Here is an 11,416-nt window from a genome sequence, read left to right as displayed (position 1 = left end):
CGAACACAGAAGTTAAGCTTCTTCACGCCGAAAGTAGTTGGTGGGAAACTACCCGCGAGGATAGGAAGCTGCCACGCAATTTTAAAAGGAGGACTGTTCATTCAGTCCTCCTTTTTTTTGTCGTCAAATTGTAATATAAGAAAATACAAAAACTCTATACTTATTTTTAATTAGGCGTAAAATAATTTAATGATACAAGTATATTAAAATTCTTTTTATCTAATTAAAATTTATATTTATTGTCAAAATCTTCACTGATATTACTTAGATTGGGAACTTAAAGGAAAAAATGTAGAATAATACTCAAAAAGTATTATGCTTTTTACCTTTATACAGTAATTAATTTATTAATTTTATTAATAAAAACAAGTGTAATTTTTTACTATGATATAATTTATTTAATCTGGGGGTGGCATTATTGGATAGTTTTACTGACTTATTTTTATCTAAATCGGAAATAGAAAAAATTCAATTGTTTAATAAGATCAAGTTGATTAGAAGTACACAATTGGCTAGTGCCGATCTAATCGGTACGTATCGCAAACGAGATATTGTTGTAAAGGACATTAACCTTCGTAAGGCTGCTTATCAAATGAATAAGAGCTACGGAAGTGTCTACAATACCTTCTTAGGGATTCAAGAAGACTTTTATGACATCTTGGGTAAGAAAGATTACTCAGTTGAAGAAATGTTTACTGTGACGCGCGACGGTTATCACGCTTATTTAACTACTAGATCTGACGGTTATCTTTTCTTAGACGCAATTGTTAAAGGAAAAGAATCATCATTCAAACAATTCTATACAGATCTTAATAGTAGTAAAGCTACGGTATTACGTCACTTGAAACCTGTCCGAAGCTATTTAAAACGTTTCGGTGTCCGTATTGCATACGAACCTATGCGCTTTGTTGGTGATGAGGAGGCCATTCGTCTCGCAATCGCTGCATTATACTGGAATGCGACAAGAGGATTTGTATGGCCATTTGAGGACTTTACAAAGGAGACTGCTTTTAAGGTAGTTGACATTGCTCTCGATAAATATCGTATGAAACCAACTAATCAAATAACTAAACTTTTCTATGCCTATGTGGTTATGGCTCATCTATATAGAATTATTGATGGAAACCATATGCAGAACATGGATGCTCTTAATGTAATCAATTATCCTTTCCCTAATATTTTTGAAGGCGCTAGTGCCATGCTTGAAGGTGACACTGGTAGTCCAAAGGTTAGAGAATTGAAGCGTGCTATCAAAGAGGACGTTAGTTATGAGGAGCAAATGTTCCAGTCGGCTGACTTCTATATTCTATTGATGTGTGTTCCGACAACATTTGAGGTTTCGGATGAATATCTTCAATCAGTTTCTAAACAATTGGTTAGATATAATCCATTATTTGCGAACTTCATCGATGATTTCTTGGAATTAATTCCTATTGATGTAGAACAGACTATTTCGGATATGGCATTGTCTCACAAAGAATTTTTGCGTTACAAATATAATTTAACAACATGTATCATTGGTGTTTTAGCACTTGATCGTAACTATATGGAAATTTTGAATCTTTATTCAGGATTCGGTGATGCTATTAGTAAGATCAACGATGAGAATCTTGAGAGCAAGATCAATTCAACGGTTCAACACTTAATGCTGCGTGACAAGTACAATTCATTAAAAGGTAAGTCAAAGGCCATTTCTGAAGCTATCTATGCCATCGCTTATCGTTTCTTCTCACTATATAATAAGGATATTCAAGTTAAAATCTACTTAGAATTAGAGTCATTCTTCCTTGTTTACTCTGATCTCTCAGTTACACTGCAATCATTGCCTTATGCCAAAATCGTCAGTGATCCAAGAGATGCTGATATTATTGTCACGGCTAATAGTGATAACTTACCTGATGATCAAATGCAAAATGATGTCTGCATCTATCGCTGGATGTATAATGGCGTCGATGGACAAATGGGTGGACTATTAAACTTGATCTATAAAATCTGGACAGAAGAGAAAGTTACAAAAAATCCAAATCTTTAATTTCATTTTTGTTGCTTTTTTTCTGAAAACATATTATGATGTATCTCGTGCGATGAGTCGAGAGCCGTCGAATTTGGACGGCACTTATTAGGTAGGGTATCAAGCAACACTCGCAGGATTAGTGAGCGATATCTTCAGAAATTGTGTGAACCGATTTCTGGTTACTCATTAGAGTACTACCGTTTAAACCATGGTTGATTATGCCATGGTTTTTTTATTGCTAAAAATATAAAAAAATTTATCGAAGAGGTGAAAAAGATGCGTGCTCAAAGAATTTGGTTATTGATATTGAACATTACTTTTAATATGGTGATGGGATTTATTCTGCCAGTCAATACGATTTTTATTCATAAAAACTTACATGAGTCATTAACGACTGCTGGCTTGGCTTTGATGGCTTATTCAGTCCTAATGATGGTCGGAAATGCTATCGGTGGAGTGATGTTCGATCGTTTCTCCAGACGAGGAACATTGTATATTGGCTATGCGATTGCGATTGCTTCGCTTGTCATTATGTCATTTCATCATGTATGGCCCACATATGCGTTCATGCTGGTTGTTTTAGGATTTGGAATGGGTCTGTCATATACGGCAATTAACGCTTATACGGCGTTTGTGGCTGAACAAATGGTAGGAGATAGCCGAACGATATTTAACATCATGTATTTAGCTGCTAACGTTGGTATTGCAATTGGATCAACAGCAGTTGGATTTATTTTTAAGCTCAGCATCTTTTTTACTTTTTTTATTCCAGTTTTGTTATTCTTACTATGTATTATTATTTTGTTGTTCCGAGGAAATGTGCTTGATCAAACTAATGAAGAAGAACTTGAGAGAGAATCACATCACAAGTACGTTAGTTCTGATGTTGAAGATCCTAAAATCAAAATCGGTGCGAGTAGATTCAAATTTAATTTGGTCATAATTTGTTTGTCGATCTTTGTTGTTTGGTTAGGTTATTCTCAATGGGACAGTAATATTTCAATCTACATGATCGATAATGGCTTCTCAACACGTCAATTTGGACTTGTCTTCACATTTAATGCAGTCTCACTACTCATTATTCAACCAATAATGAATCGTGTTGCATCGAGAGTATTTAAGCTTTTAAAGAATCAAATTTTTGTCGGAACAATTATCATGGGATTATCATTTACGTTATTACCAGGTGCTAAAACATATGGTATGTATATTTTGAGTATGTTGGTACTAACAATTGGTGAATCAATTGTTTTCCCAACTATTCCAGCTTTATTGAGTAAGATGTCGACCAACAAGAATCGCGGAACTTTCCAAAGTTTTTATAGTATCTTTGGTTCACTAGGTCGTGCTTTGGGACCTTATGTTGGTAGCTTGGTTATTACAATGATGTCGTTTGCACATTTATTTTTCGCTATTACGATCATGATGATCATTGTGGCATTTGCTATGGAGAGTGTTAAAGAATTAGATTAGAGAGAGTGGAGCAAAAATAATGACGATTATAATTTCAATCATAATCATAGTGTTACTTCTGGTCGTTCTAATTCTGAACGCTCTTTTTTTATATCTTCAGAAGCGTGGCTCTAAGGCTTTGGGTGGAACGACGCCACAGATAAAGCGTGATCCGGGCCTTGATGAACGGACAGCGGAGTTCTTGAAGTTAAAAAAAGAGACTTGGACGATCAAATCAAAATTCAATAGTAATAAACTATACGGTTGGTTTACTAATAATGACTCTGATGTGACAGTTATTTTGGTCCACGGTTTTGCAGTTGACCATACGTCGCTAGACATTCACGCCGAACTATTCAATCATCTGGGTTATAATGTCTTGCAGATCGATAATCAAGCTGCCGGCAAAAGCGAAGGCAAGTATATGGGATATGGATACATCGAAAGTCGTGACCTACTAGATTGGATCGATGAATTATTGAGTCACAGGCCAAATGATAAAATTATTTTGTTTGGGGCTTCAATGGGTGCTGCTACCGTTATGTTGACAGCAGGCGAGTCATTACCGGATAATGTGAGAGCGGTCATTGAGGATTCCGGATATACAAGTGCTGAAGATATTCTCAGTTATCACTGTCAGAAGCGCTATAAGATCAAGGGTAGATTAATTATCAAAGGAGCCTCGATCGTTTCAAGAATTCGTGCAGGCTTTTTTTATGGTCAGGCCGACTGTCAAAAAGCTTTAGCAAGAAACAAATTACCAGTATTATTTATGCATGGAAAAAATGACTTTACGGTACCATTCGAGATGGAAAAAAAGTTATCCACCTGTGGAAACTTTTCGAGAATGGTTTATGATAGTTTAGGTATTCATATTCGAAGTTATTATATTGATTCAATCAAATATCAAGCAACTGTGGAAAACTTTTTAGCTCGTTATCTTTAGGAGGAAATTATGAAAATTCAAATTAAGGATTTTATTGGAAAAGTTACAGAAGGAACTTTTAACCAAACTAGTTTAGAAATTAGCAAGGATGATTTATTGCAAGCATCACCCTGGGCACTAAATAAAGCCAAAGACCAAATGGAGAAGGATCTTTCTGAAAATAAATTGTCTCAAATAATGATCCATGTTGTTGATTCAGAATTTCCAATTGATTTTTATGTTGAAACTGGTGTGATCAATTTACCTTTTGATGATGCTAAAAAAGTCACGCATTTTTTTGATGATGATGATGAAGTTGAAACAAAGTTCTATCTATCAACACGTTGCGATTATCTGAATGCATCAAAATTTCATATTGATTTAATTTCAGAAAATGACTTGAATGATGCAGAAATTACACAAACTATGAGTATAATGAAAGAGAACTATGAAACTTCTGCTGAGAATTTCAGTAACAAAGATGAAGATGAGGCAGAAAAGAAAGAAGATTAATTATGAATTCAATGTTGCTACTATTAGTTATGGGAATAGCAGCGGGTTGTCTTGGTGCCATTTTGGGTATTGGTGGAGGGATGATCATCACGCCAGTTTTGACGATTATGATGGGTCTTGATATTAAATATGCGATCGGTGCCAGCATTATCTCTGTTATTGCTACGAGTTCTGGATCAACTATCGCGTATTTGAAGGATGACATGCTGAATCTTCGTGTGGCAATGTTCTTAGAGATTGCTACCACAGTCGGTGCTATTATGGGTGCCTTATTAGTGGGGGTATTCTCCAGTACTTTCTTATATATATTATTCGGATTCTTTCTACTGTATTCGACTTATAATATGATTCGCAAGTTGATGGATAAAAAAGGCGAATCGATTTACACCGGCGATGACAAGATCGTTGCCAAACTTAATTTGGCCAGTACTTATTATGATAAAGCTGAACAAAAACAAGTTGATTACTCAATGAAAAATGTTCCTGGCGGTTTTATCATGATGTGGGCCGCTGGTCTTGCCAGTGGATTGTTAGGTATTGGTAGTGGTGCATTCAAAGTTATCGCTATGGATACAATCATGAAGATGCCACTCAAACCTTCAAGTGCAACTAGTAACTTGATGATGGGTGTTACAGCTGCGGCTAGTGCAACAGTTTACTTTTTCAACGGCTCGATCAGACCAGATATTGCTGGACCATTGGCAATTGGTGTTTTGATCGGTGCTTTGATCGGTGCACGTGTCATGCAAGTATTGAAGCCTAGAATTATTAGAATGATTTTTGTTCCTATTATTTTATATATGGGAGTACAAATGGTTCTTAAAGGATTTGGGGTGAACTTCTAATGCCTGATAAAAAAACAGACGCTAAAACAATGCATGAGGAGACACGTCAAGTTGAATTGGTAATTGGTAAGATTCTTCGTATCGGCGTTATAACCTCTGCAATCGTGATCATGATTGGAATTATTATGTACTTCATCAATGGTGGCGGTGGCTATACGACTGGTTTTCCCAAGCGATTTGTCGATATTTTTTCTGGCATCGTAGCAGGCAAATCATATGCGGTTATTATGTTAGGGATTTTTCTATTGATCCTAACTCCAGTTCTTCGTGTTGTGGTTTCAATTTATGCCTTCTACAAAGAGCATGATAATTTATACGTTATTATTACAACTGTTGTTTTGATTATTTTGATATTCGCTATGTTAATGGGATATCGCAGTTAGTTAAATTTTAGGTTCTGAATGATGAAATGTATCATTCAGAACTTTTTTATTGCAATAAATTATTCGTAGATATATTATATCCATAGATTAATAAACTCTATGAACTGGAGAGATAAATATGAATATTTTACTGATCGGTGGTAATGGTTATATTGGCAAAGCTTTGACTAAGGATATTATAAGGAAAATTCCTAATAGTGAGGTGTTCGTTTCTACTAGAGGTAATGCCCTAAAAATCAATAATCAAAGAATTCATTTGGTACATAGTGATCTACATGATGTAGCTGGCACTTTGTCACAGTTGCCAAAGCAAGTAGATGTCATAATTGATCTAGTTGGTGCCCCCAGCCAAGATCTAAATAAATTGAATGCGATGAATAAAGAACCAGTATATTTCATGATTGAATTGAGTGAAGTCTTAAACACGAGTATCTTAGGATATATAGGCGGCAGATTAGGTCCTAAGAGTTTTGTCAGAGTAAAAAAAGAAATGATTCAGAAAATAAAAGATACTGGTAAAAAAGTAGTTTTGGTAGAACCAACTTTTGTTTATGGTGCTGACAGAGCTGATTCACTAGTTAGAATGGTTCCCTTATTCAAATTCATGGGATTTTTCTCTAAAAAATTTAAACCCGTGAAAGTTGAGTCTGTGTCTGATAATTTGGTAAATCAAATTAACGAATTGAGGTAACAAAATGAAAATTTCAAAACAATTTGAAGAGGCAGTGTATGTCTTATTGATTATCGCGTCTCAAGAGAATGGCGAATCTTTGAAGAGCAGTGACTTGAGCAGTTTGTTAGAAGTGTCAGATTCCTCACTGAAGAAGTTGCTGCGGAAGTTAGTTGTAGCGGGATTTATCGACTCATATGCCAGCAAGGATGGTGGTTTTAATCTAATCAAACCAATTAAGGAAGTAAGTTTGGGTTCAGTTTTGCAGGCGATTGAGGGTGAACCAGTAGTTGATTACAAAATATCTAATTTAGCTGAGAAGATTTTTGATGATCAAGAGCATATTCAAGCAAGTAAGGATATTGTTATGAATGCTATCAGTAGTGCATCGGATGGGTTATTAAAAGAATTGAATAAGGTTAAGTTGAGTTCTTTAGTTCCGAAAAATCAAAAATACAATTGGACCGTTGATTGGAAAAATAAAAGATAAGAAAAGAATTCCTATGGGAATTCTTTTTTGATATAAACAGACAAGAGCGAACGTCTGTTTTATAATGTTAGATGATTTGAATTTTGTTCAGAAAGGAGTTCGTTATGGCGACACGTGTTGGCATTAGGCAATTAGTTGAGTTTGTCTTACGCAAAGGTGATCTAGTTGAGAATAAAGATAGTCAAAATACGGCTCTAGCTGGGGCAAGAATTCATCGTAAACTTCAGAGTGGCCGTTCGAGTGATTACGAGAGTGAAGTTTATTTAAAAAAGGTCGTTACAATGAATGGTCAGGATTATGTCATCTCTGGTCGAGCGGATGGAATTGAAACTAAGGACGATAGATTATTGATCGAGGAGATAAAAACTTCTGATCAAGCATTTGAAGATATCTCAGATAACACGCATGACTTGTACTGGGGTCAAGTTAAAGTCTATGGATATTTATTGCTACAGGACGATCCAGAGGTAAACGAAGTTACTTTGGAACTGACCTATTTTCAAGTTACCAAAGAAAAAATAACTCGGACCAAAAAAAAATTTAAACGGACTGAGCTAACTAAATTCTTTAATGATCTAATCAAAGAGTATGAATATTGGCTAACCTTACGTGCTGACATGCGTCGGGACCGAAATGATTCTATTAAGAAATTGCCATTTCCATTTCCGGAATTTAGAACGGGCCAACATGAGATGGCTGGAGCAGTTTATAAAACTATCAGCTTACAGAAACGCTTATTTGTGGAGGCTCCAACGGGAACGGGGAAGACCATTTCAACACTTTTTCCAGCTGTCAAGGCGATGGGTGAAGATAAGATTGAACGATTGTTTTATTTAACGGCCAAGCAGAACACCCGTCATGTTGCTGAAGAAGCAATTGATCTAATGGCCAAAGATGGATTGAAAATTAAGAGCATTACACTCACGGCCAAAGACAAGATTCGTTTTCCTGAGGAGCAGGACGTTGCCCCGGAAGATAATCCGTATATGGTCGGTTATTATGACCGGCTCAAACCAGCACTAAAGGATTTATTGACGCATGAGAACTTAATAACCAAAGCTGTCATCGAGGAATATGCACATAAACACACGGTCGATCCGTTTGAATTTTCGTTAGACACATCGTTATTTTGCGATGTGATTATTTGTGACTATAATTACTTATTTGATCCGTTAGTGTATTTACAACGATTCTTTACTGAGCGAAACTTAGAAAACTTTTTTTTGATCGATGAAGTTCATAATTTGGTCAGTCGTGCACGGGACATGTATTCGGCCGAAATCTCAGATTCAGCCATAACGCCGTTATTAAAAAAAGCCAAAGCATCTAAGACTCAAGCAAGCGAAGACTTGCAGAAGGAATTAAAAAAAATTCGTCGAGGGTTTAAGCGCTTGGCTGATTCATTGGAGGAAGAGCAAATAACAGAACAGATGACACCTGATCCACCAGAGTCGTTATTACGAGTTTTACGAAAATTTACTGATTTTATGACTGATTGGATGGCACAACAAAAACCATCTGATTTTTTGACTTCTGTTCAGGATTTTTTCTTTGATTGTTTGACCTTTGTTAAAATCGGCAATCTTTATGATGATAGTTATCAGACACGGATAGTGATGGAGAACAAACATGTGACGGTCAAACAGCTTTGTTTAGATCCAAGCGACTTCTTAGATAAGTCGTTGAATATGGGATCAGGTGCGGTTTTATTTTCAGCCACGTTATCACCAATGTCTTATTATCAAAACGTTTTGGGTGGGGAGAGTAATAGTTTGGCGTATCAATTACCCTCGCCATTTCCGCCCAAGCATCAAGCTATTTTAGTAACACAATACATTCGAACGACTTATCGTGAACGTGAAAATAGTGAATCAGCAATAGTTGCTAGTTTGTACACACTGATCAATGCAAAGGAGGGAAATTATTTGTTCTTTTTCCCGTCATATGGTTATCTGCAGCAGATCAAAGAAGCTTTTGAAGCTGTTCATCCAGGAGTTAAGACAACCGTTCAAGCCACAGCCATGAATAATGAAGAACGACAGAATTTTTTAAATCAATTTCAAAAAGATCCAGAAGAAACACTGGTTGGATTTTGTGTTCTGGGAGGAATTTTTTCCGAAGGAATCGACTTGCGTGGCGACCGCCTGATAGGTGTTGCTATTGTAAGTGTCGGTTTACCAGGACTTAGTCCCGAGAATAATTTGATCAAGGATTATTATGACCAGGAGAATGGCAAAGGTTTTGCCTATGCGTACCAGTTGCCAGGGATGAACAACGTCTTACAAGCTGCGGGTAGATTAATTCGTAGTAGTCATGATACCGGGATAATATTGTTGCTGGATCAGCGCTTTGCCAGTCGGCGTTACACGGAATTGTTCCCACCGCATTGGCAATACTATCAACGAATTAGAACACTTGACCAATTAGGTGCAACTATCGATAATTTTTGGAACCAGACGGAGGATACTGATGAAAACAAAACTGACTCGTAATTTGGAAAGCACGCTGTATCAATATTGTTATGAGCAAGGTGCATATGTCGTTGAAGAAGTGTCCATGCCGGATAAAAAAGGTATCGTTGATACTTTGAGTTACCAGCAATTGCCAAATGGTGAAATTGAATGGCGTTGTTATGAATTGAAGGTCACTAAGTCAGACTTTCATTCCAAGGCTAAGTTGTCATTTATTGGTAATTATAATTATTTCGTCTTACCACAAAAGTTATATGAAGAAGTAGCCGCAGAAATACCGACGCATATTGGTGTGATGATCTATCGAGCTTTTGATAAAAAAGCAGTTGATCTAGCACCACAAACTTTGCGGACACCAGGCTTTTTGACGATTGCTAAAAAGGCCCAATATCAAGAACTGCAAGTGGAAGAGAAACCATTGACAGCTCATTTCGTTGCTTCGTTATTTCGAGAAGTTGATAAAGCTAAGCGGGTTGAAAAGGGACTTCAGTTATATTCTGATGATCAGTTATTCAAAGAAATGAAAAAGCGTGCTAAAAAGGGCTATGATATCTATAAACCAGAGCACAATGTCTATGACCGCTTCATTGACGATATGCAGACTGATGCCATCACGGCGTTACAAGAAGAACTTGATGCTAGAAATGCGGAATATCAAGAATTGAAGTTAAAACTACAAGCATTGCAACAGCCAAATCTGGAGGATAAGATATGATTTACTATCCTTATTTGCGTGGTCGAATGTATGATCTATTAGCATTGAAAGAATTAGTCGAACGTAAACAATTGGGTTCTCAAATAATTCCGATTATTGAACCAGTTAGAGATTCCAAAGAATTGCAACAGACTGTAGAAGTCATGTGTGACCAGCAGCAACCATTTAGCATTGTTGCCAATCCTCAAGTTAGTTTGTACGGCTTGAACGGTGATGCCAAATTGCATCCATTACCTAATTTAGCTGAAATTCCATTTTTTCATCCAAGCGCCATTTTGGCACCCGATTTCAGTAGTGATTTTCTGAAAACAACGAGTGAACAAACTAGTTTACTGATAGCTAAAAATTATCCTTTACTGAAAGCTTATGAGAATTCACGTCTCTTAAATAAAATTGATAATGTTTTGATCCCAGAAGAAGCTAGGTTGCACGGAATAGTCGGGAATAAGGCAATCTCATTGACTGACCCGCTGTCATTTGTGGAGCATGTAGCCGATTATGCTAACTTGGATGATGAATACTTCCAGCCGGCTAGTTGGTGGAGTCAGGCTGATGACTATCATGGTTTTGGAGATTACTCAATGGTCGGTAGTTATTACTTTGACAAAGGAATGCCATCACGTGCTATTGCCATCCATATTATTTATGTAACGGCAGATGGTAGTCTGAGGATTCATCACTTTGTTTCGGATAGTAATGAAACTATGGGTGGTCAAAAGAATAAGTTCTTTGAGGCATTGAACAAATTAGTTCAATGGGTACCTGATAATCTTCGAGGTTTAAATGATACAACGGCATTACAGGAATTAATGTTGTATCAAGACCAGGATAAGTTTCCGGGATTAGGAAACGTTAAGAAGTTATCTTTGATGCATCATTTTCAACTTATGCATCGATTGTTAGACATAAAAAAATAAGGTATCGCCCATCGGCGATAC

11 protein-coding genes are annotated in these 11,416 nt (G+C 36.5%); all 11 read left to right on the top strand.

Translation table 11 applies throughout. The features are described from left to right. Positions 1-418: 418 nt before the first annotated feature. The gene (locus tag EKM68_RS03725; RefSeq protein ID WP_125588313.1) at positions 419-2,032 is read left to right on the top strand and encodes a helix-turn-helix domain-containing protein; all 1,614 of its coding nucleotides are present in this window, start codon (positions 419-421) and stop codon (positions 2,030-2,032) included. Positions 2,033-2,290: 258 nt separating this feature from the next. After that, positions 2,291-3,487: an MFS transporter gene (locus EKM68_RS03720; RefSeq protein WP_125588312.1), complete on the top strand. Its 1,197-nt coding sequence runs from the start codon at positions 2,291-2,293 to the stop codon at positions 3,485-3,487. Between the two features lie 19 nt (positions 3,488-3,506). Further along, the gene (locus EKM68_RS03715; RefSeq protein WP_125588311.1) at positions 3,507-4,412 is read left to right on the top strand and encodes an alpha/beta hydrolase; all 906 of its coding nucleotides are present in this window, start codon (positions 3,507-3,509) and stop codon (positions 4,410-4,412) included. A 9-nt stretch (positions 4,413-4,421) separates the two neighbouring features. Next, positions 4,422-4,904 (top strand): hypothetical protein, encoded by a 483-nt coding sequence (locus tag EKM68_RS03710; RefSeq protein WP_125588310.1) that lies wholly within the window; start codon positions 4,422-4,424, stop codon positions 4,902-4,904. A 2-nt stretch (positions 4,905-4,906) separates the two neighbouring features. Beyond that, positions 4,907-5,749 carry a sulfite exporter TauE/SafE family protein gene (locus EKM68_RS03705; protein WP_125588309.1) on the top strand — a complete coding sequence of 281 codons (843 nt, stop codon included), beginning with the start codon at positions 4,907-4,909 and terminating at the stop codon, positions 5,747-5,749. Then, positions 5,749-6,132 carry a DUF1634 domain-containing protein gene (locus EKM68_RS03700; RefSeq protein WP_125588308.1) on the top strand — a complete coding sequence of 128 codons (384 nt, stop codon included), beginning with the start codon at positions 5,749-5,751 and terminating at the stop codon, positions 6,130-6,132. Before EKM68_RS03705 ends, EKM68_RS03700 begins: the two co-directional genes overlap by 1 nt. A gap of 118 nt (positions 6,133-6,250) precedes the next feature. Next, a complete protein-coding gene (locus EKM68_RS03695; protein ID WP_125588307.1) occupies positions 6,251-6,823 on the top strand; it encodes an NAD-dependent epimerase/dehydratase family protein in 573 nt (190 codons plus the stop codon). A gap of 4 nt (positions 6,824-6,827) precedes the next feature. After that, positions 6,828-7,292, top strand: coding sequence for an Rrf2 family transcriptional regulator (locus tag EKM68_RS03690; RefSeq protein ID WP_125588306.1), 465 nt, complete (start codon positions 6,828-6,830; stop codon positions 7,290-7,292). A 104-nt stretch (positions 7,293-7,396) separates the two neighbouring features. Continuing rightward, entirely contained in the window at positions 7,397-9,784 is a 2,388-nt protein-coding gene (locus EKM68_RS03685) for an ATP-dependent DNA helicase (protein ID WP_125588305.1), read from the top strand. Further along, the gene (locus EKM68_RS03680) at positions 9,762-10,478 is read left to right on the top strand and encodes a hypothetical protein (protein WP_125588304.1); all 717 of its coding nucleotides are present in this window, start codon (positions 9,762-9,764) and stop codon (positions 10,476-10,478) included. The genes EKM68_RS03685 and EKM68_RS03680 overlap by 23 nt, the downstream gene beginning before the upstream one ends. Next, positions 10,475-11,395, top strand: a complete 921-nt coding sequence (locus EKM68_RS03675) for a sce7725 family protein (protein WP_125588303.1) — start codon at positions 10,475-10,477, stop codon at positions 11,393-11,395. Before EKM68_RS03680 ends, EKM68_RS03675 begins: the two co-directional genes overlap by 4 nt. Positions 11,396-11,416: the final 21 nt, after the last annotated feature.

Source organism: Companilactobacillus jidongensis, from assembly GCF_003946575.1.
Classification (GTDB): Bacteria; Bacillota; Bacilli; order Lactobacillales; family Lactobacillaceae; genus Companilactobacillus; species Companilactobacillus jidongensis.
This window is presented reverse-complemented; position numbering and strand designations above follow the sequence as displayed.

Coding starts and splice junctions, on each gene's coding strand:
- EKM68_RS03720 (WP_125588312.1), top strand. CDS start 2,291: ATGCGTGCTCAAAGAATTTGGTTATTGATATTGAACATTACTTTTAAT.
- EKM68_RS03715 (WP_125588311.1), top strand. CDS start 3,507: ATGACGATTATAATTTCAATCATAATCATAGTGTTACTTCTGGTCGTT.
- EKM68_RS03710 (WP_125588310.1), top strand. CDS start 4,422: ATGAAAATTCAAATTAAGGATTTTATTGGAAAAGTTACAGAAGGAACT.
- EKM68_RS03705 (WP_125588309.1), top strand. CDS start 4,907: ATGAATTCAATGTTGCTACTATTAGTTATGGGAATAGCAGCGGGTTGT.
- EKM68_RS03700 (WP_125588308.1), top strand. CDS start 5,749: ATGCCTGATAAAAAAACAGACGCTAAAACAATGCATGAGGAGACACGT.
- EKM68_RS03695 (WP_125588307.1), top strand. CDS start 6,251: ATGAATATTTTACTGATCGGTGGTAATGGTTATATTGGCAAAGCTTTG.
- EKM68_RS03690 (WP_125588306.1), top strand. CDS start 6,828: ATGAAAATTTCAAAACAATTTGAAGAGGCAGTGTATGTCTTATTGATT.
- EKM68_RS03685 (WP_125588305.1), top strand. CDS start 7,397: ATGGCGACACGTGTTGGCATTAGGCAATTAGTTGAGTTTGTCTTACGC.
- EKM68_RS03680 (WP_125588304.1), top strand. CDS start 9,762: ATGAAAACAAAACTGACTCGTAATTTGGAAAGCACGCTGTATCAATAT.
- EKM68_RS03675 (WP_125588303.1), top strand. CDS start 10,475: ATGATTTACTATCCTTATTTGCGTGGTCGAATGTATGATCTATTAGCA.